Raw genomic sequence first — 26,974 nt, 5'->3', positions numbered from 1 at the left:
GACACGCGCGTACCGACAGACGTCACCGCCCCACACGCCTACTCTCAGGGCTCACGAGATCGATGCAGGGGGTATGTACATGGGTTCGATCCACGAGGTGATGGAGGCGTTCCGCGAAGCCCCATCGAACTCGGAGCGGGGCACGAAGTTCGAGAAGCTGATGGTGCGCTATTTCGACCTGGACCCACTGCTGTCGCAGCAGTACGACGAGGTGTGGCGGTGGATCGACTGGCCCGGCCGGAAGGGCAAACCCGACACCGGCATCGACCTCGTTGCCCGCGAACGCGACAGCGGTGAGTACACAGCGATCCAGTGCAAGTTCTACGAGCCGACACACCAGCTCCGCAAAGAGGACATCGACTCGTTCTTCACCGCGTCGGGCAAGAACCCGTTCACCAACCGGATCATCATCTCGACCACCGACCGGTGGGGCCGCAACGCTGAGGACGCTCTCGAGGATCAGTCCGTGCCGGTGCAGCGGATCGGCCTGGCTGAGATCGCGGACTCGCCGATCGACTGGGATATCGCATGGGTTGACGGTGACTTGCGGATCGACGTCTCTGAGGCGACCCGTCACGAACCTCGCCCGCATCAGGCAACGGCGATCGACAAGGTCTTCGACGGGTTTGCCGCCGGCAACGACCGCGGCAAGTTGATCATGGCCTGCGGCACCGGGAAGACCTTCACCGCGTTGAAAATCGCGGAGCGCACGGCGGCCGAGAAGGGCGGCAGCGCCCGCATTCTGTTCGCAGTGCCGTCGATATCGCTGCTGAGCCAGACGTTGCGAGAGTGGACCGCCCAGACTCAGTTCGACCTGCGAGCCTTTGCCGTCTGCTCGGACACAAAGGTGTCCCGCGCAGCGGAGGACATCAACACGTACGACGTGGCGATCCCGGTGACAACGAACGCCGCGAAGCTGGTGCACGAGATGGAGCACCGCAAGCGTGCGAAGGGCCTGACGGTGGTGTTCACCACCTACCAGTCGCTGCCGGTCGTCGCCGACGCCCAGGACCTCGGGGTAGCTCCATTCGATCTTGTGATCTGCGACGAGGCGCACCGCACCACCGGCGTGACCTTGGAAGGTGTCGACGAGTCGAACTTTATGAAGGTTCACGACGCCGCCTACCTGCACGCTGACCGCCGCCTGTACATGACGGCCACACCGCGAATCTACGACGAGACCGTCAAGGCGAAGGCCGACGAGCATTCCGCCGAGATCACGTCGATGGACGACGAGACAAAGTTCGGCCCCGAGTTCCACCGCCTGTCCTTCGGCGAGGCGGTTGAGCGCGGCCTCCTCACCGACTACAAGGTCCTCGTCCTCACCGTGGATGAGGAAATGGTGGCCGCTCCCCTGCAGACCCAGCTCGCTGGTGGTGACGGCGAGCTTCGCCTCGACGACGCCACGAAGATCGTCGGCTGCTGGAACGGTCTAGCCAAGCGCGCCGGCAAGACCCCCGATGGACAGGGCTTCGTGCCCGGCGAGGCCCCGATGCGCCGGGCGGTTGCCTTCGCCAAAGACATCGCCGCCTCCAAGAAGGTTGCCGAGCTATTCCCGAAAGTCGTTGACGCATACCGCGAAATGCTCACCGATAGCCAAAACGACGGCGTCGGCATCAACGAAACGAACCTCGAACTCGCTGTGCAGGTCCGCCACGTCGACGGCACCTTCAACGCCCTGGAACGCAACCGCGAGTTGCAGTGGCTCAAGGCCCCGCTGCCGGAGAGCGAGTGCCGAATCCTGTCCAACGCGCGGTGTCTGTCAGAGGGCGTGGACGTCCCCGCACTTGACGCGGTGATGTTTCTGCACCCGCGCAACAGCGTCGTCGATGTCGTCCAATCCGTCGGTCGCGTGATGCGTAAGGCCCCTGATAAGGACTACGGGTACATCATCTTGCCAGTCGCCGTCCCAGCCGGAATCTCGCCGTCACAGGCCCTCGGCGATAACCGCCGCTTCAAGGTCGTGTGGCAGGTCCTCAACGCCCTCCGCGCTCACGATGACCGGTTCAACGCCATGGTGAACTCGATCGCCTTGAACGCCGCGAACCCCGGCGCAGTCACCGGCCGCGGTTCGGACCGGCTGCTCGGTGCACACATCGGCCCCACCACCGACAACCCGGAGACGCTCGCAGCTGCCAGCTCAACATCCACAGTGACTGCCCCCGGGGACCCTCCGGCCGGTGTTGCTGACGGCCACGGATCTGGCGGTGGTGGCCTGGCGTCTCAGATGGCGTTGTTCTCCCTGTCGGAGTGGCAGGAGGCGATCTACACCCGCATCGTGGACAAGGTTGGCACCCGCTCCTACTGGGAGGACTGGGCCAAGGACGTCGCCGACATCGCCGCGGCACTGATAACGCGCATCAGAGCGCTCCTCGATGGCGCCGATCCCAAGGTGGGAACGGCATTCGACAAGTTCCTACAGGGCTTGCGTGACAACCTCAACGACTCCATCACTCGCGATGATGCGATTTCGATGCTCGCCCAGCACCTGATCACTGCGCCGGTATTCGACGCGTTGTTTGCCGGCCACGAGTTCGCCGCCCATAACCCCGTGTCACGCACGATGCAGACGATGGTCGAACAGCTCGGCGGGGCCGGTCTGGAGGCGGAGACCGAACACCTTAAAGGCTTTTACGACTCGGTGCGGATCCGCGCCTCGGAGGTCACCACCGCGGACGGAAAGCAGCAGGTGATAGCTGAGCTGTACGAGAAGTTCTTCAAAGTGGGGTTCGCGAAGCAGGCCGAGGCGCTGGGCATCGTCTACACCCCCGTCGAGATCGTTGACTTCATCCTCCGTGCCGCCGACCAGGCATCCCGGGAAGCATTCGGTCGCGGCCTCACTGACGATGCAGTTCACATCCTCGATCCGTTTACCGGGACGGGCACCTTCATCACCCGACTGATGCAGTCGGGTCTCGTCCGGCCAGAAGACTTGGCCCGCAAGTACGCAAACGAGTTGCACGCCAACGAGATTATGCTGCTTGCGTACTACATCGCCGCGGTGAACATTGAGACCACGTACCACGCACTTGCTACTGAAGCGGAGTACAGCCCGTTTGAGGGCATCGTATTGACCGACACCTTTCAGATGACCGAAGACGACGACTCGATGGATGCGGAGATATTCCCGCAGAACAATTCTCGGATCGTGAGGCAGCTGGCCGCACCGATCCACGTAATCGTCGGGAACCCCCCGTACTCTGTGGGTCAAGAATCAGCCAACGACTTGAACGCCAATATGGCTTACCCCACCCTAGACAAGCGGATCGCGGACACGTACGCAAAGCTGTCGACGGCAAAGACGCAGCGGACCCTCTACGACTCCTACCTGCGGGCGTTCCGGTGGGCAACCGATCGAGTTGGTGATCACGGGGTCGTGGCGTTCGTCTCCAATGGCGGATGGATCGACGGTAACACCGCCGACGGCATTCGCCTGACCCTCGCTGGCGAGTACAGCCGGATCTACGTCTACAACCTCCGAGGCAACCAGCGCACCGCCGGCGAGCTGTCCCGCAAGGAGGGCGGCAAGGTGTTCGGTTCCGGGAGCCGCAGCACCGTCGCGATCCTCATCGGAGTGAAGGACCCCGCCAACAGCGAACCATGCAGAATCCTCTATCGCGACGTCGGCGACTATCTGACCCGCGAGCAGAAGCTGGAGATCGTCGCGGGAGGCGACCTTGAAACGGTTGAATGGCAGGTAATTACACCGAACGAACATGGAGATTGGGTACATCAGCGAAGCGGCGACTTCGCGGCGTTGCCAGTCATCGGGGACAAGAAGCCGGCGGCAGGCGTGACCAAGGTGTTCTCGGTTCATTCGTTGGGGCTCAACACAAGCCGCGACTTGTGGATTTACAACTCTTCCGCGGAAAAGTTACGGCGGTCGATTGAGCAGTTCGTCGCTCACTACAACGACGAAGTCGATCGCTTCGCTGACTATTCCGCAAAGCGCGGCTTGACCAAGTTGGACGAGGCGGATGCCGATAAGTACCTCAGCGAGCATCCCGAAACGACCGCTGCCAGCTATCTCAAATGGTCATCCAGCCTCAAGCAGCAGCTCGCGCGCCTTAAGAAGTCGACGGTCGAGGAGGCGTTCCAACGGAGCATGTACCGTCCGTTTTTCGCCCAGCATGCGTACTTTGGTCCGACACTGATTCACCGTAGGGGGACTCTGGATCGAATCTTCCCGACCGCCCATCATCAGAACATCGGGATGTATGTCGTCGGATTCGGATCGGCCGTCCCGTTCTCCGTACTCATGGTGAACCGAATCCCCGATCTGCACCTTACGGGAGCAGGCAGCGGCGGCCAGTTCTTCCCGCGTTGGACTTACGAAAAGGTTGCGGCTAAAAGCGTGGGGGCTCCCGCGCTCGACCTCATTACCGGGCCCCACGGGTTGGAGGAGATTGACGAGCACGGCTACCGCCGCGTGGACAACATCACCGGCGAATTGCTCGGGTTGTTCCGGGATACGATCGGCGATCAGGTCACCAAAGACGACATCTTCTTCTACGTCTACGGACTCTTACACGACCCGCATTATCGTGAGACCTTCGCGGCAGACCTTAAGAAGATGCTGCCGCACATCATCATCCCCGAGTCGCGGGAGCGCTTCGATCAGATCGGCGCTGCCGGCAGAGCGCTTAGTGATCTCCACGTCAACTACGAGTCCGCCTCGCCGTTCCCCGTTGACGTACAGCTCAAGCCCGGCGCGGATCATCAGAACCCTCAAACCTGGCGTGTGACGGACAAGAAGATGAGGTGGGCGAAAAAGAAGGACCCGTCGACTGGCAAGAGCGTCGACGACGTCACTCAGCTAATTTACAACCAGAAGGTGACCATCGCAGACATCCCCGAGGCCGCTGAGCGGTACATGATTGGCTCCCGTTCGGCGCTGGCTTGGATCATCGACCGATACCAGATTAGGACAGATAAGGCGTCCGGCCTCATCAACGACCCGAATGACTGGTGCGACGAGCACGAAGACCCTCGATATATTGTTGACCTCATCGCCAAAGTCACCACGGTCGCAGTCGAGACGATGAGAATTGTGGACAGCCTTGGGTCTGCGCCGAGCTCTACACCCCCAACTCCCGCTTGAGTCGCTCACGCATTCGCAATTTGCGCGCATCGAAGAAGTCCAAGAAGGAATCCATTTCTAGTGGGAGTCCGGCGAGATCGTTGGCGTCGACGTACGTTTTCCTCCGGGCTTCCGTCGGAAAGACACGGTCGGACGCCACCCAATCCGCTGGTATTGACGCCCGCTTTTCGACGTTGGGAACTCCCGCAAGAAGTTGCAGGTTAGGCAGTAGGTTGAAGGAGCTCAGATACTCACTGATCTTCTCGCTCGGAATCCCCTGAGCATTCAACTTTGCCTTGCTGAAGCGCGATTTCGGGAAGATGTGATCCTCGTGGAACTCGTTACTCAAGTCGAGCCCGGGATACAGAATCGAGAGCACGGTGAAGGAGCGCGGTTTGCCGTATTCCAGGGCGAGCAGGTCGTCGATCTCAGTCGCATCGAACGCCAAGGATTTCCCAACTGCAGCCATCTCCCTCTCGACGTCGGCAACCGGAAAGCCCTCCGCAGACGCGGTTTTCAGCACCTCTCGTATCCGTCCAAGAACCGTGTCCAGACCAGAACCCCAGATACCTCTCTTGATTAGAGAACGCGCCACCCATCGCTGGATTGCAAGCCGATCGTCCGCGTCCTTCGAAGAGGTCAGGTAGGTGTCTGAAACACCCCGGGTGTGAAGATAAAACGCGATCGGGAGAAGAACGCTGTCGGCGGTCAGATTTCGATCGGTGTATCCGAAGCTTTTCAGCAGGGATGCAGCCCGAACGAGGGCGTCTTCAATCGAGGCCCACATGCTCTCAACCTTCGCCATGTTTTCTGTGGTGAAGTTCGTGAGCTTGAAGCGAAGATCGACGTCGGCGATCGCGAGTGCCGTCTTAAGGACGAGGTCCTTCGAGAAGTTGAAATCCCGCCCATTGCTGTTGAGCTCACGCACGAGGTCCCGCACCTCTTCACGTGCGTCCAGGTCCTTCCATTGATTGGTCGCCATCGAGAGCAACAAGTCGGACGAGGACAGCTGTGTGCCACCACTATTCACCCGAACGAAGATCTCGAGCACGTTGTCAGGATCCTGGTCCGTGACCTCGAAGTAATTGAGGACGGGGCTTGTACGAATTGCCTTGCGGAGTGTGGCCAAGCGCCGCACACCCTCGCGGTCATCGACGATTCCACGGGCCTTGATGACATCGATGAAGCCGACCGCATCATCCTCCAACTTCAGGACATCACCGACTTTGAACCACCTGTCCGGCTCGCCCGTAGACGCTTTGGCATCTTCGTCCGTCAAGAACTGGAGGTCATACTTCAGCCCGAGCTCTTCCTCGGGAGGGTCCTCTGCAAGATTCAGGTACAGCCGACGATCCGGGAACGCGTTGGTGCTGTTCCACCAGGCTCCCTTCTTCTTGTCCGCGTAAGTTCCGTAAAGCGCGATGTTCAGAGCTGTCAACCGCTGCTGTCCGTCCAGGATCGCGGTGATTCCCTGCCCAGACGGAACCGAGGCCTTCTGCGCAAATGGATGATCTCGCTCGTGGTACCTCGTAAGGAATTCGTAGAACGTGTAGTCGGCGGCTGTATGCGGCTCCACCTTCCAGAACAGGAACGAGCCGACTGGGTATCCCCGCATGAGGCTGTCGACGAGCTTCACGATTTGGCGCGGACCCCACACGAACTCCCTCTGGATGGCAGGCATGAGGTAATTCCGAGCGTGGATCTGCCGGAGGACGTGTTCGACGGCCTTTGCAGTTTCGTACGACAAATCTCGCCCCCGCGTGCGTATTGGAACCCGTGAAGCACGACCCTAGATGACACGCCGCGAATCTGGGATCGTGCGTCTGGTTCGCGGGTCGATCAGCAACTTCTCCCCTGCCAAGTCCGCCTCGACTCCGTCGGGACTTGGACAATCCGGTCCCAAAGCGACCGAGGTCGCACTGGTGTGGTCTAGCCCCACCAAAACACAAAGGTCACGAACCATTTCTGGTTCGTGACCTCATGCGTCGGAGTTCGTCGAACTCCTCTTTGTGGGCGAAGGGGGACTTGAACCCCCACGTCCCGAAGGACACTGGCACCTGAAGCCAGCGCGTCTGCCATTCCGCCACTCGCCCCAACAACCGGGGAAGCCTAGCACGTCAGGCACCCCGCTCCTCAACGGTACCGGCTGCCCGACCAGCCCCGCTCGCACGCGACCGACGATCGTGACAAAGGTCTCTGAACTGCATCGATTCGATTCTCAGAATTCTGTTGGTCCCGCAGCACGGCGCTCGGCCGATACCATGCACATGAGCATTGTGGCCAGGCGACACGCTGGTACCCGTGCCATGAGCAGGGTCTTCGAACGACGACGAGTGAGGCGGGCGGTGACATGGGTCTAGTCGACCGCATCGAGCGCAAGCTCGAGTCGACGGTCGGTGACGCATTCGCCCGGGTGTTCGGCGGCTCGATCGTCCCGCAGGAAGTCGAGGCGATGCTCCGGCGGGAAGCCGACACCGGTGCCCGGGAAGTGCTCAGCGGCCAGGTTTTGGCGCCGAACGACTACGTTATTACCCTCAGTGTGCCTGACTACCAGAAGGTGAGCGCCGACCCCGACCTCACGTCAGCGACTTTCGCCAAACACTTGGAGGGATACATCCGTGAGCAAGGGTGGCAAACGTATGGTGATGTTGTTGTCAGATTCGAACAATTATCCACCCTGCACACCGGACAGTTTCGCGCGCGTGGAGCGGTCAATCCTGACTCGACCACTGGCGAACCCGCCCCACCACCTCGAGAACGTGCGTCCCTCGCAGAATCAGGAGTACCACCGATGAGCGACAACCCCACCTACCGCGGCGGCCAGGGGCCGGGGCGGCCCGCCGACGATCACTACGACGAGCACTACGACGAGCGGTACGGCCGCCAGGACGACCGCGGCCAGTATCCCCCGCCCGATCAGGGCGGCTACCCGCCTCAGAGCGAGCCCTACCCGCCGCGCCAGAGCGGCTACCCCGACCAAGGCGGCTACCCCGACCAAGGCGGCTACCCGCCACCGTCGTACGAACAGCGGCCGCCGACCGGTGGATACGGCCCGCCCCCACAAGCCGGCTATCCCGATCAGGGCTACCGGCAGGCTCCCGGCGGCTACGGTCCGCCACAGGGCGGACAGCCCGGCTATGGCGGCGGCCCCGCCGGCGATTACGACTACGGCCGTCCGCCGGCGCCGAGTCGGCATGAGGACAGCGGCTACGGCCGGCCCGAGCCACGGCCCGCGTACCCCGACCAGGGCGGCTACCCGGACCAGGGCGGCTACCCCGACCAAGGCGGTTACGGCGGCCAGCCCTACGGCCGGCAGGACCAGGGTTATGGCGCTCCGCCGGATTACGGCCGCTACGGTGACGCCCCTGGCGCCGGATACGCCGAACCGGGCTACGCCGAGCCCGCCGGCGGCGGTTACGACTACGGTCAGCCGGCCGGCTACGGCGGTGGTTACGGCCAGGGCGACTACGGCGCGGCCGCCGCGACCGTCACGCTGCAACTCGACGACGGCAGCGGCCGGACCTACCAGCTGCGCGAGGGCACCAACGTGATCGGCCGTGGCCAGGACGCGCAGTTCCGGCTGCCCGACACCGGGGTGTCCCGGCGCCATCTGGAGATCCGCTGGGACGGGCAGGTCGCGCTGCTGTCCGATCTGAACTCCACCAACGGAACTACCGTGAACAACGCGCCGGTCCAGGAGTGGCAGCTCGCCGACGGCGACGTGATCCGGCTGGGTCACTCCGAGATCATCGTCCGCGTGCACTGAGCATCGAGGCCGGCCGCGGCCGAGACGGTGAAGCTGGTCGCTTCCCGCTCCTGTCGGTAACCGTCCAAGTATCGTGACGGTGCCGAGGCTGGCTGCGTGGCGCCGACGCGACTGAACGGGACGGAGACGGAGAGGACGTCAGATGCAGGGGTTGGTGCTGCAACTGACGCGTGTCGGATTCCTGTTGCTGCTCTGGCTGTTCATCTGGTCCGTGCTGAGGATTCTGCGGACGGATCTCTACGCCCCCACCGGTTCGGTCATGGTGCGCCGTGGGCTACCGCTGCGGGCCTCGCTGCTGCCCAACCGGGGCCGTCGTAACGTGGCCCGGCATCTGGTGGTCATCGAGGGCGCGCTGGCGGGGACCCGTATCACGCTGGGCAGCCAGCCGGTGCTGATCGGACGGGCCGACGACTCGACGCTGGTGCTCACCGACGACTATGCCTCGACGCGGCACGCCAGGCTGTCGCCTCGAGGTCCGGAATGGTATGTCGAAGACCTAGGATCGACCAACGGCACATACCTCGACAGGGCGAAGGTGACGACCGCGGTACGCGTTCCGATGGGCACGCCGGTTCGGATCGGCAAAACGGTAATCGAGTTGCGCCCGTGACACTGGTGCTTCGATACGCCGCACGCAGCGACCGCGGCCTGGTCCGGGCGAACAACGAGGACTCCGTTTACGCCGGTGCGCGACTGCTCGCGCTCGCCGACGGCATGGGCGGCCACGCCGCGGGTGAAGTGGCCTCCCAACTGGTGATCGCCGCGCTGGCCCACCTCGACGACGACGAGCCTGGCGGCGATGTGCTCAGCAAGCTCGACGCCGCGGTGCGCGAGGGCAACTCGGCGATCGCCGCGCACGTCGAGGCCGACCCCGAGCTCGAGGGCATGGGGACGACCTTGACCGCAATCCTGTTCGCGGGCAATCGACTCGGCCTGGTGCACATCGGCGACTCGCGCGGTTACCTGTTGCGCGACGGCGAGCTGACCCAGATCACCAAGGACGACACGTTCGTCCAGACGCTCGTCGACGAGGGCCGCATCACGGCGGAGGAGGCGCACAGCCATCCCCAGCGGTCGTTGATCATGCGCGCGTTGACCGGCCACGAGGTGGAGCCCACGCTGATCATGCGGGAAGCCCGCGTGGGCGACCGCTACCTGCTGTGCTCCGACGGGCTCTCCGACCCGGTCAGTCACGAAACCATCCTCGAGGCGCTGCAGATCTCCGATGTCGCCGAAAGCGCCGACCGCCTCATCGAATTGGCCCTTCGCGGCGGCGGACCCGACAACGTCACCGTCGTGGTGGCCGACGTCATCGACAACAGCGACTACGACTACGGACAGACCCAACCGATCCTGGCAGGTGCGGTCTCGGGCGACGACGACCAACCGCCGCCCAACACCGCCGCCGGTCGCGCGTCGGCGTTCAACCCGCGACGCAACGAAGCCAGACGCGTTCTACCGGAACCCGAGGAACCGCCGCGACCGCCGAAGTCGCGGCGGCGAATGTTCATCGCCGCCGTCCTTGTGGTTCTGGTCGTGTTGGCCGCATTGGCCATCGGACGCGAGATCATCCGCAGCAACTACTACGTAGCCGCCCACGACGACACCGTGTCGATCATGCGGGGTGTGCCGGGATCGATCCTCGGGTACCCGCTGCAGGAGCCGTACCGACAGGGCTGCCTGACCGAACGCAACGGCCTCAACCTCATCAGTCCGGGCCAGCAACCACGCGACTGCCAGATCTTCCGCGTGCGCGATCTCAAGCCGTCCGAACAACGCCAGGTCCTCGCCGGTCTGCCGACGGGCTCCGAGGATCAGGCGATCAACCAGATCAACCAGCTGGCACGGGATTCCCTGCTCCCGATCTGCGCGCCGCCACCGCCGCCGCCGGCGCCGCGCACCAGTGCCGCGCCACACAGCCCGGTGCCCTCGAACTCCCCCGGCGTACCGAACAATTCGCCAACGCGCGCTGAAACCGCAACTCCGGCACCGGAAACGCCACGGACGGTGACGCAGCCACCGGCCTCCCCGACGCCGAGACCGCTACCCGAGTCGCCGACACCCAAACCGCCGCCGCCCCCGCCGACCATCACCGCGCTGCCTCCGCCGCCGCCCGAGCCCGGAATCAATTGCCGGGAAGTGTCATGACCACCCAACCGCAGTCCGCGGTCGCCGTGACGCCGCCACTTCCCAACCGGCGAAACGCCGAACTACTCCTGCTCGGCTTCGCCGCCGTCATCACCACTCTCGCGCTGCTGCTCGTCGAGGCCAACCAGGAGCACGGCCTGCACTGGGATCTCGCGCGCTACACCGTCGCATACCTGGCGCTGTTCAGCGGTGCGCACCTCGCTGTGCGCCGCTTCGCTCCGTACGCCGACCCATTGCTGCTTCCGGTCGTCGCGCTACTGAATGGGTTGGGGCTGGTGATGATTCACCGCCTCGACCTCGCTTCCGGCGAGCTGACCCAGGACGGGCTCGGCGGCACTGCCAACCAGCAGATGCTGTGGACCCTCCTCGGAGTCATCGGGTTCTCGCTCATCGTGATCTTCCTGCGCGACCACCGACTGCTGGCCCGCTACGGCTACGTCTGCGGGCTCACCGGCCTGATCCTGCTGGCCATCCCGGCCATGCTGCCACGCTCGATGTCCGAGCAGAACGGTGCCAAGATCTGGATCCGGTTGCCGGGCTTCTCGATTCAGCCCGCGGAGTTCTCCAAGATCCTGCTGCTGATCTTCTTCGCCGCGGTGCTTGTCTCCAAGCGCGACGTCTTCACCAGCGCGGGCAAGCACATCCTCGGCATGGATCTCCCCCGCCCCCGCGACCTCGCCCCGCTGCTGGCCGCGTGGATCGCCTCGGTCGGGGTGATGATCTTCGAAAAGGACCTCGGCACATCACTGTTGCTGTACGCGTCTTTCCTCGTGCTGGTCTACGCGGCCACCGACCGGATCAGTTGGGTTGTCATCGGTCTAGCCCTGTTCGCTGCGGGAAGCGTTGTCGCATATCACCTTTTCGACCACGTCCGCGTCCGTGTGCAGACCTGGCTGGATCCGTTCGCCGACCCCGATGGGGCGGGCTATCAGATGGTGCAGTCGCTGTTCAGCTTCGCGACCGGAGGGATCTTCGGCACCGGCCTCGGCAACGGCCAGCCCGGCACCGTGCCCGCCGCGTCAACCGACTTCATCATCGCCGCCGTCGGCGAGGAGCTCGGGCTCGTCGGCCTGGCGGCGGTGCTGATGCTGTACACGATCGTGATCATCCGCGGCCTGCGCACCGCAATCGCCGTGCGTGACAGCTTCGGCAAACTCCTGGCCGCGGGCCTGGCCTCGACGTTGGCGCTGCAGTTGTTCATCGTCGTCGGCGGCGTCACCAAGCTGATTCCGCTGACCGGATTGACCACACCGTGGATGTCCTACGGCGGGTCCTCGCTGCTGGCGAACTACGTGCTGCTGGCGGTCCTGGTGCGCATCTCGCACGCCGCGCGGCGCCCCATCGTCACCGGCCCCCAGACCCCGACGCCGATCGCCGCGGCCAGCACCGAGGTGATCGAGAAAGTATGAACACGTCACTGCGCCGCATCGCCGTCACGGTCATGGCACTGATCGTGCTCCTGCTGGGCAACGCCACCCTGACGCAGGTGTTCACCGCCGACGGGCTGCGTTCGGACCCCCGCAACCAGCGCGTGCTGCTCGACGAGTATTCCCGGCAACGAGGCCAGATCTCCGCGGGCGGCCAGTTGCTGGCCTACTCGGTGTCGACCAACGGCCGGTTCCGCTTCCTGCGGGTGTATCCGAATCCGCTGGCGTACGCCCCGGTCACGGGCTTCTACTCGCTGCAGTACTCGAGCAGCGGCCTGGAACGCGCGGAGGACGGCATTCTCAACGGCTCCGACGAGCGGTTGTTCGGCCGCCGCCTCGCCGACTTCTTCACCGGGCGCGACCCGCGGGGCGGAAACGTCGACACCACGATCAAGCCGCAGGTTCAGCAGGCGGCCTGGGACGCGATGGAAGACGGCTGCGACGGCCCCTGCAAGGGCTCGGTGGTGGCCATCGAACCGTCGACGGGGAAGATCCTGGCGATGGTCTCGTCGCCGTCCTATGACCCGAACCTGCTGGCCACCCACGACATGGCCGCGCAGACCGCCGCCTGGCAGCGACTGCGCGACGACCCCGAGTCGCCGCTGCTGAACCGGGCGATCTCCGAGACGTACCCGCCGGGGTCGACCTTCAAGGTGGTCGCCACCGCGGCGGCACTGCAACGGGGTGCGACGGTGAACACCCAGCTCACCTCCCAACCGCGAATCCCGCTGCCCGACAGCACCGCAACGCTGGAGAACTACGGTGGCACAGCCTGCGGCGGTGCGCCCACCACGTCGTTGCGGGAGGCCTTCGCGCGGTCGTGCAACACCGCGTTCGTCGAGTTGGGCCTCGACACCGGTGCCGATGCACTGCGCTCGACGGCCCGCGCATTCGGCCTCGACGCAACTGCGCCGACGATCCCGCTCCAGGTCGTCGAGTCCCGCGTCGGCCCCATCGCCGACGCCGCTGCGCTGGGGATGTCGAGCATCGGTCAGAAGGACGTCGCACTCACCCCCCTGCAGAACGCACAGATCGCCGCGGCCATCGCCAACAACGGAGTGGCGATGCGCCCATACCTGGTCGATAGCCTGAAGGGACCCGACCTCGCGAACATCGCGACGACGGCTCCGCAGGAAGAGCGCCGGGCGGTGTCGCAGCAGGTCGCGGATACACTTACGGACTTGATGGTCGCCGCCGAGCAGGTGACTCAGCAGAAGGGAGCCATCGCCGGCGTGCAGATCGCATCGAAGACCGGCACAGCGGAGCACGGCACCGATCCGCGCAACACCCCTCCGCATGCCTGGTACATCGCCTTCGCTCCGGCTCAGGCCCCCAAAGTCGCGGTGGCGGTGCTGGTCGAGAACGGCGGTAATCGGCTGTCGGCCACCGGCGGCGAGTTGGCCGCGCCGATCGGCCGGGCGACGATCGCGGCAGCCCTGCGGGAGGGCTCGTGACGGCCCGGGTGGGAGTGACGCTGTCCGGTCGCTACCGGCTGCAGCGGTTGATCGCCACCGGTGGCATGGGTCAAGTCTGGGAGGCCGTGGACTCCCGGCTGGGTCGGCGGGTGGCAGTCAAGGTGCTCAAGGCCGAGTACTCCACCGACCCCGAGTTCGTCGAGCGGTTCCGCGCTGAGGCGCGCACCGTGGCGATGCTCAACCACCCCGGCATAGCCAGCGTGTACGACTACGGCGAGACGGACATGGACGGCGAGGGCCGCACCGCCTACCTGGTGATGGAACTGGTCAACGGCGAACCGCTGAACTCTGTGCTCAAACGGACCGGTCGGCTGTCGCTGCGCCATGCGCTCGACATGCTCGAGCAGACGGGCCGCGCTCTTCAGGTCGCCCACAGCGCGGGCCTGGTGCACCGCGACGTCAAGCCGGGCAACATCCTGATCACCCCGACGGGTCAGGTGAAGCTCACCGACTTCGGCATCGCCAAGGCCGTCGACGCCGCGCCGGTCACACAGACCGGAATGGTGATGGGCACCGCGCAGTACATCGCACCCGAGCAGGCGCTGGGCCACGACGCGACCGCGGCGAGCGACGTGTACGCGTTGGGAGTCGTTGGCTACGAATCGGTTTCGGGCAAGCGTCCGTTCACCGGCGACGGTGCGCTGACGGTGGCAATGAAACACATCAAGGAGACGCCGCCCCCGCTGCCCGCCGATCTGCCGCCCAACGTGCGCGAGCTGATCGAGATCACTCTGGTGAAGAACCCGGGTATGCGGTATCGCTCCGGCGGGGCGTTCGCCGATGCGGTCGCCGCGGTGCGTTCGGGCCGGCGCCCACCACGGCCGAACGCCGCACCCTCGATCGGCCGGGCCGCACCGACCGCCGTGCCGTCGGCCACCCAGGCCCGCGCCGCCGCCGATATGACGGGCCGCACGGCGACCACCACCGCGCGCCCCCGGTCGACGAGCGGCAGCCACCGACCGCCACCGACGCGGCGCACGTTCTCATCGGGTCAGCGCGCACTGCTGTGGGCCGCGGGTGTGTTGGGGGCACTGGCGATCATCATCGCGGTCCTGATCGTGCTCAACGCACAGGACCGCCAAGACCGGCAGCTACCGCCACCGACGATCACCAACACCATCACCGAAACCACTCCCTACGCGTCTCCCGCCGCGCTCCCCGATCAGCCCATCCGTGGGGGTGCCGACGGTGGTGGGGAACAATCGGGGGTGACCACACCGCAGGCGATTGCGGCACCGGCACTGGCGCTGGCGCCGCCGTCGTCCCCGGCACAAGAGCCGTACCAGCGACTCTCGGCTTCAGAACAGACATCGCAATGACGACCCCGCAACACCTGTCCGATCGCTATGAGCTCGGCGAGATCCTCGGCTTCGGCGGCATGTCCGAAGTCCATCTCGCACGCGACACGCGCCTGCACCGCGACGTCGCGATCAAGGTGCTGCGTGCCGACCTCGCCCGCGATCCGAGCTTCTATCTCCGGTTCCGTCGCGAGGCCCAGAACGCCGCGGCGCTCAACCACCCCGCGATCGTCGCGGTCTACGACACCGGCGAGGCCGAGACACCGACCGGTCCGCTGCCCTACATCGTCATGGAGTACGTCGACGGCGTGACGTTGCGCGACATCGTCCACAGCGACGGCCCGATGGAACCGCGCCGGGCCATCGAGGTGATCGCCGACGCGTGCCAGGCGCTGAACTTCAGCCACCAGCACGGCATCATCCACCGCGATGTCAAACCGGCCAACATCATGATCAGCAAGACCGGCGCGGTGAAGGTGATGGACTTCGGTATCGCCCGCGCGCTGGCCGACGCCAACAGCGTCACGCAGACCGCCGCGGTGATCGGCACCGCGCAGTACCTGTCGCCCGAGCAGGCCCGCGGCGAAAAGGTCGACGCTCGTTCCGACGTCTACTCGCTGGGCTGCGTACTGTACGAGATCCTCACGGGCGAGCCACCTTTCATCGGTGACTCCCCTGTGGCCGTGGCCTATCAGCATGTCCGCGAAGACGCGACACCGCCGTCGCGGCGCAACCGGGCCATCAGCCCCGAGCTGGACGCGGTGGTGCTCAAATCTTTGGCGAAGAATCCCGATAACCGCTACCAGAGCGCCGCGGAGATGCGCGCCGATCTGGTGCGCGTGCACAGCGGTGAGCAGCCGGATGCCCCGAAGGTGTTCACGGACGCCGAACGCAACTCGCTACTGTCGGCGCCGCCGAGCCATGAGCGCACCGAACCGATCGAGCCCATGCCCGCGCCGCAGCCCGCCGAGTACGCCGACCAGGAGCGCCGCGGCTCGGTTGGTCGGTGGCTGGCCGCGGTGGCAGTCCTGGCCATCCTCACCGTCGTGGTCACAATCGCGATCAACATGTTCGGCGGGAGCCCCCGCAACGTGGAGGTGCCCAACGTCAGCGGGCAGCCGTCCGCGGACGCGGTCGCCGAGTTGCAGAACCGTGGGTTCAAGACACGCACCCAGCAGCGGCCGGACTCGATCGTGCCGCCCGACCACGTCATCAGCACCGATCCCGCCGCCGATACGGCGGTCGAGGCGGGCGAGGAGATCACGCTCAACGTCTCTACTGGGCCGGAGCAGCGCGAGATTCCGGACGTCAAGAACCTGACCTACCCGGAGGCGACGAAGAAGCTGGCCGAAGCCGGCTTCGAGAAGTTCAAGCCGTCGTCGTCCCCGTCGACACCGGAACTGAAGGACAAGGTGCTCGGCACCAATCCGCCGGCGAACCAGACTTCGGCGATCACCAACGAGATCACCATCGTGCTGGGCTCGGGGCCGGCCAGCCGTTCGATACCCGACGTCAAGAATCAGACCGAGGCGCCGGCCCGACAGATCCTGACCGCCGCCGGGTTCACCAACGTGGTGTCGGTCCAGGCCGACAGCCCCGAGCCCTGCGGACAGGTCATCGGAACGTTGCCGACCGCCGGACAGGAATCCCTGCTCGACAGCCCGATCCAGCTACAGCTGTCGGCCTGTAACCAGTTCCTGATGCCCGATTTGCGCGGCATGTTCTGGACGGACGCGGAACCGCGGCTGCGGGCGCTGGGATGGACAGGCTCCCTCGACAAGGGCGCCGACGTACGAGACAGCGGGCAGCGCACCAATGCGGTAGTGACCCAGAGCCCGTCGCCGGGCAGCGCGGTGAACTACGGCTCCACGATCACGCTGAGTTTCGCGTCGTAGCGTCCCCGTGGCCGACCTGGATGGCACTGGCCACCTCGTCTTCCAGTTGCCGGACCAGGGACTCCGCGGGTGCCGCGCCGCAGTAGCCGAGCCAGTTGGCGAGCATGCGGTGCCCGCCTTCGGTGAGGATCGATTCCGGATGGAACTGCACGCCGTGGATCGGCAACTCGATGTGTCGCACCGCCATGATGACGCCGCCCTCGGTGCGTGCGATCACCTCCAGCTCGGCAGGCACCGTCTCGGGCAGGATGGTCAGCGAGTGATACCTGGTTGCGGTGAAGGGATTCGGAAGTCCCTGCAGCACACCGGAATTGGTGTGGTGGACGACACTGGTCTTACCGTGCAGCAGTTCGGGCGCGCGGTCCACGGTGCCGCCGAACGCCACGCCGATCGCCTGGTGGCCAAGGCACACTCCCAACAGCGGGATCGCCGCCGCCGCACACGCCTTGACGAGGGGGATCGACGCACCTGCCCGCTCGGGGGTACCCGGCCCGGGGGACAGCAGCACACCGTCGAACTCGGCGGCGGCCTTGGCGACGTCGGCGTCGGTGGCCAGGCGGTCGTCGTCGTTGCGCCATACCTGCGCATGCACCCCGAGCTGACCCAGGTACTGGACCAGGTTGAACACGAAGCTGTCGTAGTTGTCGACGACCAAGACCTGCATCAGGCAAGGTTACCGATTGCGGTTTTGGGGCGGTCAGTACCCGATCGGGCCCGCCGGCTTGGCGAACTTCATTCGGATCGGTTCCTTGTGCCCGACCAAATCGACCGAGGCGCGGGGCTCTTCGGAGTACCCCAGGCCGAACCGCACCACGTACTGACGGTAGAGGTTCACCAGGGGAGCGGCCGCCAACGCCTCCTGCATGGCGGACGCATCGCCGATCGCGGTGATCACGTAGGGCGGGCTGTACGTGCGTCCGTTGAGTAGCAGGGTGTTGCCGACGCACCTCGGCGCCGACGTGCCGATGATCCGCTGATCCTGCATCTGGATGCCCTCGGCGCCGGCACTCCACAAGGCGTTGAGGACGGCGTCGATGTCCTGCTGGTGCACCACGAGGTCGTCGGGGGAGGCGTCGCGGGGGAACCGCCCCTGAGCATCGCGCTGGGCGTCGTTGAGCGTCACGACCAGGCCCGGGCCGCGCAGCGGGTCCAGACCGGCCTCGGCCGCCAACCGCGCCGCGCGTCCGGTGATCGCGGTCAGGGCGGCGTCCGCGCCGGGGCTGCCGCCGTGGTGGGTTTCGACGGCCGTCGCGAGCGCATCGCGTTCGGCGCTGAGCCGGTCCACCGACTGCTGGGTCTCGCGGACGAGGTCGACAAGCCGCGGGGCGTCGCTGCGCCGGATCTCATCACCGCCGGAGACGCCGTGCGTCGCCGCAAGCAGCAGGCCGGCAAGCAGGCAGACCACCGGCACCCCGTACCGCCACGCGGTCGAGCGCGGGCCGACCCTTCGTCGCCTTAGCACGGGGCGACGCAACCACTGCATGGCTTCCCTGACTCTCCGGTGTCGGACCTACGTTAGGCTCGTACCCACATCGTCGCACTCAGTTGTCCCGAAGGTACCCATGCCCAAGTCCAAGGTTCGTAAGAAGAACGACTTCACCATCAACCCGGTGAGCCGGACGCCCGTCAAGGTGAAGGCCGGGCCGTCCAGCACCTGGTTCGTGGCGCTGTTCGTCGGGCTGATGCTCATCGGCCTGGTTTGGCTGCTCGTCTTCCAGTTGGCGTCGTCGGCCATTCCGTTTCTCGCCGAGTTGGGTCCGTGGAACTACGCGATCGCGTTTGCTTTCATGATCACGGGTCTGTTGCTGACCATGCGGTGGCGCTGAGCTGCCGTCCGCACAGATGCATTCATCTTCGTCATCTCGCGTCACCCTGCCAGCAACCTCGCGGTAATCGGATCACACCGATGTGATTCATCCCCATTGGGGATAGCACTTGTGGATAACCGCATTCACCGCGGTGGAAGGGTGTGCAGAACGCGTGCAGCAAACTCAATGGAGCCCTCCCGCGGCTGGTATCGCGGCGTGCGGAATAGGGGGAATCATCTTGGCAACCCTCGCTGTGACGCTGATCACAGACCCCCCGGGCCGGCTTTTGGGCGGCATTGCCGGGGTGGGTTTGCTGTTGTTTGCAATCTTCTCGTGGCGCGCGCGGCCGAAGCTGGCAATCAAAGATGGTGCCCTCGTCAGCCGCGGCTGGGTGAGTACGAGAGTTTTGCCACGCGACGACGTGAAAGTGATCCGGATCACTGAATTTCGTCGACTCGCCCGCAAAGTCCGGCTACTTGAAATCGATACGGTCGACGGCGAGTTGCTCGTCTTCACCCGGTGGGACTTGGGCACGGACCCCTTACAGGTGCTCGACGCGCTGACCGACGCCGGCTACGCCGGCGCCGGTTCCTGACCTCCGGTCAGGCGATGGTGATCGAGTCGACGACGACTGGATCGGTCGGCCGATCACTGCGGTCCGTCTGTGTCGTCGCGATCGCATCGACGACCTTCTGCGACTCGGGGTCGACGACCTCGCCGAAGATGGTGTGCTTGCGATTCAGGTGTGGAGTCTTGGTGACCGTGACGAAGAACTGCGACCCGTTGGTACCCGGCCCGGCGTTGGCCATGGCCAGCAGATAGGGCCTGTCGAACTGCAGCTCGGGATGGAATTCGTCCTCGAACTTGTAGCCCGGTCCGCCGCGGCCGGTACCCGTGGGATCGCCGCCCTGGATCATGAAGCCGTCGATGACGCGGTGAAAGACCACGCCGTCGTAGAAAGGCCCGGACGTGCCGCCCGATGCGTTCTCCCCGCTGTAATCCTTGGTTCCCTGCGCCAGGCCGACGAAGTTGGCGACGGTCTTGGGCGCGTGGTTTCCGAAGAGTGCGATCTTGATGTCGCCGCGGTTGGTGTGCAGGGTCGCGGTCGCTGTCTGAATAGGGCTCGTCACGGGATGTCAGTGTGCCACGCCGCGTTCGGCGCCCAACCGGCACCGCTGTCTTCCGCGAGATGGCAGGCTGGTGTAGTCGCCATCCCGGCTGCGAGAGAGGTACCCCATGAGCTCCAAGACGGACGTTCTGTTGACCCCGGGCCAGCGGCTGCGCCGCGGCCTGAAATACACGGCGGTCGGCCCGGTCGACGTCACCCGTGGTGCGGTTGGGCTCACCGTTCACGGCGCGCAGTCGGCGGCGGACCGTATCCGGCACGCCATCGACAACAGCCGACTCGCCACGGAGATCGGCGAGGCACAGAACACCATCGCGCAGGAACTGGCCGCGGCTCAGGGCGTGCTCGCCAACCTGCCTTCGATCATCGCCGACGTACGCAAACCCAAGCGCAACAGGCGCCGGCCGCTCCTGCTCGCGGCCGTTGGCGTGGTCACGCTGGCCGGGGGAGCGGTGGCCTTCTCGATCGTGCGGCGGTCGACGCAGCCGGAGCCGTCGCCCTTGCCCCCGAGCGTCGAAGTCGCTCCCCGGCCGTGACCGTGCGCCGCAGGGAAGCCAGGAAGTGCTCGAAAGTTTCTTGTGGAGCCTAGGAGAATCGAACTCCTGACATCTACCTTGCAAAGGTAGCGCTCTACCAACTGAGCTAAGGCCCCTGGTTCGGCGGCGCATCGGGCGCCACGTGCCACACCTCGAGGCCGTGTCTGGACCGCCAGACCGCGACGGCGACTGCGGCGGCGATCACCGTGACGATCACCAGCACCCGCCTCATGGTGTGAACCTTTCCGTGGGGCTAGGAGGACTCGAACCTCCGACCTCTTCGTTATCAGCGAAGCGCTCTAACCGCCTGAGCTATAGCCCCGTATCGCCGTTATGGCCGAGCGACGAGATTACCGCAACCGTGGGCTCGCGCCCAAACTGCGGTGCGCACGTCAGTCCCGTCGGGGGGCCGACAATCAATCTCGGTCCGCGAGCGTGACTTCCACGCCGCCGACCAAGTCCGTAGTGAGGTTGTAGATGAACGCACCGATCGTGGCCATCGCCGTCAACAGCACGATGTTGACCAAGCCGATCAATGTCGCGCCGCCGAAGATGGTTCCGCTGGACACCAGCTCACCGCCCGACCCGCCGCCTGCACTGGTGAGGAGGTCACCGACGTTGCTGTTGAGCTTGCTCCACACGCCCATACCGCCGAGCACCAGATAGAGGAACGCGACCGCGATCATCCACACGAAGAACAGCGCCACGGAGAGCACCGCCGACACTTTCAACGTGCTCCACGGGTCGATCCGGCGGATCTGCATGCTGGCGCGGACCGGCCCCTTGTGCCGGGTGCCGACCTGGACGCGCGCACCGGACACAGGCCGGGTCGCCGGCTCCGCGTTCGGCCGCTCAACAGCCTTACGCGGCTGCTGCTGTGGCGGGCGCGGCATCGGTCCGGACAGGTCCGGTAGCTCGCTGACATAGGTTTCCGGGCGCGGGGCATCGGGCCGCTCGCCGCGCGAGGGCACCTCCTCGGTCGGAGTCGAACCACCCGCCACGAACCGGTTCGCCCGGGCGTTGGGGGAGTTGGCCGGACCGCCGCGGGAATCGTCGGTCGGCCGTTCCATCGGGTGAGCGTCGTCGCCAGAGCCCTCGCCCTGCGGGCCCGCACCGGGAGCCCGCCTCGGCGGCTCCGGCGGCCGCTGCCCCTGCTGCGCCGCCCGCGCCGCCGGTCCACGCTGCCACGGCGGTGCGTCGACGCGGTCGGAGACCTCAGGCCGGGCCGTACCGGGCACGTCGTGATTGGCCGCGGAGCCGTTGGCGCCGCCTGGACCGTCGCTCGCGCGGGGGCGTCCCGGCTCGTCCGGTGAACTCACCTACGGCTCCTCCTGGTCCCGTCCCTGGGTCAGGCACCGGGGTCGGTGTTGACCTGGTCGGTGCTGTCGCCTTCCTCCGCGTTGCGCGCGATGGCTATCAGTGTCGTGCCCTCACCCAGGTTCATCAACCGAACACCCTTGGTTTGCCGCCCGGCCTTGCGAACCTGGCGAGCCGCCGTCCGGATGACGCCTCCACCCGAGGTGATTGCGTACAACTCTGTGTCGTCGTCGACGATCAACGCACCCACAAGACTGCCACGGCGCTTGTCGAATTGGATCGTCAGGACCCCTTTGCCGCCGCGGCCCTGGACCGGGTACTCGTCGATCGCGGTGCGCTTGGCGTAGCCGCCGGACGTTGCGACCAGCAGATACGTATCCGGCCGCACCACGTTCAGCGACAGCAGCGCGTCGTCGGTGTTGAACCGCATGCCCTGCACACCGGAGGTCGCGCGACCCATCGGCCGCAGCGCCTCGTCGGTCGCCGAGAACCGGATCGACTGGCCCTTGGCCGATACCAGCAGGAGGTCGTCGTCGGCCGAGCACAACACCGCGCCGACGAGCTCGTCACCGTCCCGCAGGTTGACCGCGACGATGCCCCCGGACCGGTTGGAGTCGAAATCGACCAGCCGCGACTTCTTGACAAGGCCGTTGCGGGTGGCCAGCACCAGATAGGGCGCGTCCTCGTAGCTCTTGATCTGGATCACCTGCGCGATCCGCTCTTCCGGCTGGAACGCCAGCAGGTTCGCGACGTGCTGTCCGCGCGCGGTGCGCGAAGCCTCGGGCAGGTCGTAGGCCTTGGCGCGGTAGACCCGGCCCTGGGTGGTGAAGAACAGGATCCAGTCGTGGGTGGAGCACACGAAGAAGTGGTTGACGATGTCGTCCTGCTTGAGGCCGGCACCCTGCACGCCCTTGCCGCCGCGCTTCTGGCTGCGGTACAGGTCGGTCTTGGTCCGCTTGGCGTAGCCGGTCTCGGTGATCGTGACCACGACGTCCTCGCGGGCGATCAGGTCCTCGTCGGCGACGTCACCGTCGGCGGCGACGATGCGGGTGCGCCGGTCGTCGCCGTACTTGTCGGCGATCTCCTTGAGCTCTTTTCGGACGATGGTGCGCTGCCGCTTCGGCTTGGCCAGGATGTCCTCGAGGTCGGCGATCTCGGCCTCGATCTTGGCCAGGTCGTCGACGATGCGCTGTCGTTCCAGGGCGGCCAGACGGCGCAGCTGCATGTCCAGGATCGCCTGCGCCTGGATGTCGTCGATGTCGAGCAGCTCGATCAAGCCCTGCCGCGCGACGTCCACGGTCTCCGACGCCCGAATCAACGCGATGACCTCATCGAGCGCATCGAGCGCCTTCACCAGACCGCGCAGGATGTGGGCCCGCTCGTTGGCCTTGCGCAGGCGGTAGCGGGTGCGCCGCACGATCACGTCGAGTTGGTGGTTGACGTAGTGCCGGATCAGCTGGTCGAGCCGCAACGTACGCGGCACACCGTCGACGATGGCCAGCATGTTGGCCCCGAAGCTGGTCTGCAGCTGGGTGTGCTTGTAGAGGTTGTTCAGCACCACCTTGGCCACCGCGTCACGCTTGATCTCGATGACGATGCGCAGACCGACACGGTCGCTGGACTGGTCCTCGATGTTGGAGATGCCGGCCAGCTTGCCGTCGCGGACCTGCTCGGCGACCGAGGTGATGAAGTTGTCGTGGTTGACCTGATACGGCAACTCGGTGATGACGATGCCGGTGCGGCCGCGGTTGTCCTCCTCGATCTCCACCACGCCGCGCATCCGGATGGACCCGCGGCCGGTGGTGTAGGTGTCCGAGATACCTTGGGAGCCAACGATCAAACCCGAGGTCGGGAAGTCCGGCCCCTTGACGCGTTCGGTGACCGCGGCAAGCGTGGCCTCCTCGTCGGCCTCGTGGTTCTCCAGGCACCAGTACACCGCATCGGCCAGCTCACGCAGGTTGTGCGGCGGGATGTTGGTGGCCATGCCGACGGCGATACCGCCCGAACCGTTCGCCAGCAGGTTGGGGAACCGGCTGGGCAGAACGGTCGGCTCCTGCACCCGCCCGTCATAATTCGGGATGAAATCGACTGTCTCCTCGTCGATTTCACGCAGCATCTCCATCGCCAGCGGAGTGAGCCGCGCTTCGGTGTTGTGGCTGACGAAGCCGTTGGTGATAAACGCGTGGTCGTCGGTATCGACGCGGATGCTGTAGACCGGTTGCACGCCCGCGTCGGTGACTGATGCGACGCGCGCGTAGGAGTAGTCGCCGATTGCGAATTCTCCGACGGAATTTCGCTGGCTTCGATTGCGAGATTCACAATCGGGCAGCATCGCCACGCGATCGCCCGACCGGATGTCCTCGATCAGCTTCCACTCGAGCGTCGGTACGCCACCCACCTCGTCCAGGCACAGCAGCGGATGGTTGGCCGTGCCCGTCAGGGAATGGCCGTCGGCGGTACGGACCGTATAGGTGTCGTGATCGCCAGAGTGGAACAGCCGGTCGGCAACGACCGGTTCACCGTGGCGGCCAAGGACCTTCATCTCGACCACGTTGTCTGAGTTCGGCTTTGCATCAGGCACGACTGCATCGATTCGGACGCTTCTGCCTTCGGGCAGGCTGATCAGCGCATCACCTGTGATGCAGTACCGCATCGCGGCCGGCGGGTCGTTGCCCGGCGAACCGAAGTTGCCCTGGCCGTCGACCAACGGGTAGCGCAGCGACCACGGCTGGGCCATCCGGACCAGGGTGTCGTAGATCGACGCGTCACCGTGCGGGTGGTAGTTGCCCATCGTCTCGGCAACGGAGCGTGCGGATTTCGCGTGGCTACGGTCCGGCCGGAAGCCCGAGTCGAACATCGCGTAGAGCACCCGCCGGTGCACGGGCTTGAGGCCGTCGCGCACCTCGGGCAGCGCACGCCCGACGATCACGCTCATCGCGTAGTCGATGTAGCTGCGCTGCATCTCCTGCTGGATGTCGACGGGTTCGATGCGGTCGCCTGCTTCGTCGCCGGGCGGCAACGTGGTGTCAGTCATATGATTTCAGCCTTAGCTTGGGTTAAACATCAAGGAAGCGAACGTCTTTGGCATTGCGGGTGATGAAGCTGCGTCGGGCTTCGACGTCCTCGCCCATCAGGATCGAGAACAACTCGTCGGCGGCCGCGGCGTCGTCGAGGGTGACCTGCCGCAACACCCGCACCGACGGATCCATCGTGGTCTCCCACAGTTCCTTGGCGTCCATCTCGCCCAGACCCTTGTAGCGCTGGATCCCGTCGTCGGTGTTGATCTTCTTGCCCGCCTTGCGGCCCGCCTCGAGCAACCCGTCGCGCTCCCGATCGGAGTACGCGAACTCGGGCTCGCTGCGCTGCCATTTCAGTTTGTACAGCGGCGGTTGCGCCAGGAACACGTGGCCGTTCTCGATGAGCGGCTTCATGAACCGGAACAACAAGGTCAGCAGCAGCGTCGAGATGTGCTGACCATCGACGTCGGCGTCGGCCATCAGCACGATCTTGTGGTAGCGCAGCTTGGAGATGTCGAACTCATCGTGAATGCCGGTGCCCAGGGCGGTGATGATCGCCTGAACTTCGGTGTTCTTCAGCACCCGGTCAATGCGCGCCTTCTCGACGTTGATGATCTTGCCGCGCAACGGGAGGATCGCCTGGAACATCGAATCGCGACCGCTCTTGGCCGAGCCGCCGGCCGAATCACCTTCCACCACATACAGTTCGGACTTGCGTGGGTCGGTGGAGCGGCAGTCGGCCAGCTTGCCCGGCAGCCCGCCGATGTCGGTGGCGCTCTTGCGGCGCACCAGCTCGCGCGCTTTACGTGCGGCGATGCGGGCCTGTGCCGACGAAACCGCCTTGTTGACGACGGTCTTCGCTTCGGCGGGATTGGCGTCGAACCAGTGCGTGAGTTCCTCGTTGCAGATCTTCTGCACGAACGACTTCACCTCGGTGTTGCCGAGCTTCGTCTTGGTCTGACCCTCGAACTGCGGTTCGGCGACCTTCACCGAGATGACCGCGGCCAGGCCCTCACGGATGTCGTCGCCGGTGAGGTTTGGGTCCTTGTCCTTGAGGAGCTTCTTGTCCTTGGCGTACTTGTTGACCACGGAGGTCAGTGCGGCGCGGAAGCCTTCCTCATGGGTGCCGCCCTCGTGGGTGTTGATCGTGTTGGCGAACGTGTGCACCGACTCCGAATAGCCCGCGTTCCACTGCATCGCAATCTCGACTTCGTGGCCCGGGCCCTTGCCGGCGAAGTCGATGATGCTCTGCTGGATCGGGGTCTTCGTCCGGTTGATGTGCTTGACGAAGTCGACCAGACCGCCGGGGTAGTGGAAGACGCGATGCTTGACCTTGTGCGGCGCCGAATCCGCGGCCGCCTTTTCGTCGGCGGTCTTCGGCGCCTCGGCGGTGTCGCTGACCACCTCGTCGACGACCTCTTCGGCGGTCACCCGCTCGTCGGTCAACTCGATGGTCAGACCCTTGTTGAGGAATGCCTGTTCCTGCAGGCGCCGCGCGACGGTCTCGAAGTCGTACTCCGTCGTCTCGAAGATGTCCGGATCGGCCCAGAACCGCACCGTCGTCCCGGTCTTTTTGGTCTTGCCGCCCTGCTTGAGCTCACCGGGCACCGACTGGTCGTAGTACTGGAACCACTCGGAGCCGTCGCGCATGATCGTGACCTCGAGCCGCGAGGACAGCGCGTTGACGACCGAGACACCGACGCCGTGCAGACCGCCCGAGACCGTATATCCGCTGTTCTCGCCGCCGAACTTGCCGCCGGCGTGCAACTGCGTCATGACCACGTCGACGGTCGGGATGCCCGCCTGCTTGTGCTTCTCGACGGGGATGCCGCGGCCGTCGTCGGTCACACTGACGCTGCCGTCCCCGAGGATCTTCACGTCCACGCGCGTGGCATAGCCGGCCATCGACTCGTCGATCGCGTTGTCGACGACTTCCCAGATCAGGTGGTGCAGCCCCCGCTCACCGGTGGAGCCGATGTACATGCCCGGACGTTTGCGAACAGCCTCGAGCCCTTCAAGAATGGTGATGGCATCGGCGCCGTACTCCTTGGGAGCACTCTTCTTCTGGGCAGCCACGTTGG

Annotated in this window: 19 protein-coding genes and 3 tRNA genes; 11 read left to right on the top strand and 11 right to left on the bottom strand. The window is 65.4% G+C overall.

The features are described 5' to 3' along the window. Positions 1-79 precede the first annotated feature (79 nt). Entirely contained in the window at positions 80-5,101 is a 5,022-nt protein-coding gene (locus tag QGN32_RS11845; RefSeq protein ID WP_326548744.1) for a DEAD/DEAH box helicase, read from the top strand. Here the strand turns inward: QGN32_RS11845 and QGN32_RS11840 are convergent. Both QGN32_RS11840 and QGN32_RS11835 read right to left on the bottom strand, forming a co-directional pair. Continuing rightward, positions 5,079-6,761, bottom strand: coding sequence for a DUF262 domain-containing protein (locus QGN32_RS11840; protein WP_326548743.1), 1,683 nt, complete (start codon positions 6,759-6,761; stop codon positions 5,079-5,081). The genes QGN32_RS11845 and QGN32_RS11840 overlap by 23 nt on opposite strands. A 329-nt stretch (positions 6,762-7,090) precedes the next feature. Next, positions 7,091-7,173 (bottom strand) — tRNA-Leu (locus QGN32_RS11835). Positions 7,174-7,430: 257 nt separating this feature from the next. On the opposite strand from QGN32_RS11835, the gene QGN32_RS11830 reads away from it, so the two are divergent. The 7 genes from QGN32_RS11830 (at position 7,431) to pknB (ending at position 17,089) form a co-directional block, all read left to right on the top strand. Further along, positions 7,431-8,846 (top strand): FhaA domain-containing protein, encoded by a 1,416-nt coding sequence (locus QGN32_RS11830; RefSeq protein WP_326548742.1) that lies wholly within the window; start codon positions 7,431-7,433, stop codon positions 8,844-8,846. Positions 8,847-8,988: 142 nt separating this feature from the next. Continuing rightward, positions 8,989-9,456, top strand: a complete 468-nt coding sequence (locus tag QGN32_RS11825; protein ID WP_326548741.1) for an FHA domain-containing protein FhaB/FipA — start codon at positions 8,989-8,991, stop codon at positions 9,454-9,456. Beyond that, positions 9,453-10,994 carry a PP2C family protein-serine/threonine phosphatase gene (locus QGN32_RS11820; RefSeq protein ID WP_326548740.1) on the top strand — a complete coding sequence of 514 codons (1,542 nt, stop codon included), beginning with the start codon at positions 9,453-9,455 and terminating at the stop codon, positions 10,992-10,994. Before QGN32_RS11825 ends, QGN32_RS11820 begins: the two co-directional genes overlap by 4 nt. Next, positions 10,991-12,403, top strand: a complete 1,413-nt coding sequence (locus tag QGN32_RS11815; RefSeq protein ID WP_326548739.1) for an FtsW/RodA/SpoVE family cell cycle protein — start codon at positions 10,991-10,993, stop codon at positions 12,401-12,403. The genes QGN32_RS11820 and QGN32_RS11815 overlap by 4 nt, the downstream gene beginning before the upstream one ends. Then, positions 12,400-13,875 carry a D,D-transpeptidase PbpA gene (gene pbpA / locus QGN32_RS11810; RefSeq protein WP_326548738.1) on the top strand — a complete coding sequence of 492 codons (1,476 nt, stop codon included), beginning with the start codon at positions 12,400-12,402 and terminating at the stop codon, positions 13,873-13,875. The genes QGN32_RS11815 and pbpA overlap by 4 nt, the downstream gene beginning before the upstream one ends. After that, entirely contained in the window at positions 13,872-15,215 is a 1,344-nt protein-coding gene (locus tag QGN32_RS11805; RefSeq protein ID WP_326548737.1) for a protein kinase domain-containing protein, read from the top strand. The genes pbpA and QGN32_RS11805 overlap by 4 nt, the downstream gene beginning before the upstream one ends. After that, positions 15,212-17,089 (top strand): Stk1 family PASTA domain-containing Ser/Thr kinase, encoded by a 1,878-nt coding sequence (gene pknB, locus QGN32_RS11800; protein WP_326548736.1) that lies wholly within the window; start codon positions 15,212-15,214, stop codon positions 17,087-17,089. The genes QGN32_RS11805 and pknB overlap by 4 nt, the downstream gene beginning before the upstream one ends. Here pknB and QGN32_RS11795 read toward each other — a convergent pair. Next, positions 17,067-17,753: an aminodeoxychorismate/anthranilate synthase component II gene (locus QGN32_RS11795; RefSeq protein ID WP_326548735.1), complete on the bottom strand. Its 687-nt coding sequence runs from the start codon at positions 17,751-17,753 to the stop codon at positions 17,067-17,069. The two genes, pknB and QGN32_RS11795, sit on opposite strands and share 23 nt — an antisense overlap. A 33-nt stretch (positions 17,754-17,786) precedes the next feature. Next, entirely contained in the window at positions 17,787-18,551 is a 765-nt protein-coding gene (locus QGN32_RS11790; protein ID WP_326548734.1) for a DUF881 domain-containing protein, read from the bottom strand. Positions 18,552-18,651: 100 nt separating this feature from the next. Here QGN32_RS11790 and crgA point away from each other — a divergent pair, with 100 nt between their 5' ends. Together crgA and QGN32_RS11780 are read left to right on the top strand one after the other, a co-directional pair. After that, positions 18,652-18,915, top strand: a complete 264-nt coding sequence (crgA, locus tag QGN32_RS11785; protein WP_112558699.1) for a cell division protein CrgA — start codon at positions 18,652-18,654, stop codon at positions 18,913-18,915. A 154-nt stretch (positions 18,916-19,069) separates the two neighbouring features. Next, positions 19,070-19,492 carry a PH domain-containing protein gene (locus QGN32_RS11780; RefSeq protein ID WP_326548733.1) on the top strand — a complete coding sequence of 141 codons (423 nt, stop codon included), beginning with the start codon at positions 19,070-19,072 and terminating at the stop codon, positions 19,490-19,492. 7 nt (positions 19,493-19,499) lie between these two features. On the opposite strand, the gene QGN32_RS11775 is transcribed toward QGN32_RS11780, so the two are convergent. Then, a complete protein-coding gene (locus QGN32_RS11775; RefSeq protein ID WP_326548732.1) occupies positions 19,500-20,027 on the bottom strand; it encodes a peptidylprolyl isomerase in 528 nt (175 codons plus the stop codon). 106 nt (positions 20,028-20,133) lie between these two features. Between QGN32_RS11775 and cwsA the strand changes: the two genes are divergently transcribed. Beyond that, the gene (cwsA, locus tag QGN32_RS11770; RefSeq protein ID WP_326548731.1) at positions 20,134-20,559 is read left to right on the top strand and encodes a cell wall synthesis protein CwsA; all 426 of its coding nucleotides are present in this window, start codon (positions 20,134-20,136) and stop codon (positions 20,557-20,559) included. A 43-nt stretch (positions 20,560-20,602) separates the two neighbouring features. Here cwsA and QGN32_RS11765 read toward each other — a convergent pair. From QGN32_RS11765 to gyrB, 6 genes are all read right to left on the bottom strand, one after another. After that, a tRNA-Ala gene (locus tag QGN32_RS11765) sits at positions 20,603-20,675 on the bottom strand. Continuing rightward, entirely contained in the window at positions 20,666-20,791 is a 126-nt protein-coding gene (locus QGN32_RS11760; RefSeq protein ID WP_326548730.1) for a hypothetical protein, read from the bottom strand. Before QGN32_RS11760 ends, QGN32_RS11765 begins: the two co-directional genes overlap by 10 nt. Positions 20,792-20,807: 16 nt before the next feature. Next, positions 20,808-20,881, bottom strand: a tRNA-Ile gene (locus QGN32_RS11755). A 94-nt stretch (positions 20,882-20,975) separates the two neighbouring features. Beyond that, positions 20,976-21,878 (bottom strand): DUF3566 domain-containing protein, encoded by a 903-nt coding sequence (locus tag QGN32_RS11750; protein WP_326548729.1) that lies wholly within the window; start codon positions 21,876-21,878, stop codon positions 20,976-20,978. 29 nt (positions 21,879-21,907) lie between these two features. After that, positions 21,908-24,910 (bottom strand): intein-containing DNA gyrase subunit A, encoded by a 3,003-nt coding sequence (gene gyrA / locus QGN32_RS11745; protein ID WP_326548728.1) that lies wholly within the window; start codon positions 24,908-24,910, stop codon positions 21,908-21,910. A gap of 22 nt (positions 24,911-24,932) precedes the next feature. Then, entirely contained in the window at positions 24,933-26,969 is a 2,037-nt protein-coding gene (gene gyrB / locus QGN32_RS11740; protein ID WP_326548727.1) for a DNA topoisomerase (ATP-hydrolyzing) subunit B, read from the bottom strand. Between the last annotated feature and the right edge of the window lie 5 nt (positions 26,970-26,974).

Origin of the sequence: Mycolicibacterium sp. ND9-15 (assembly GCF_035918395.1) — a bacterium.
Lineage (GTDB): Bacteria > Actinomycetota > Actinomycetes > Mycobacteriales > Mycobacteriaceae > Mycobacterium.
This window is presented reverse-complemented; position numbering and strand designations above follow the sequence as displayed.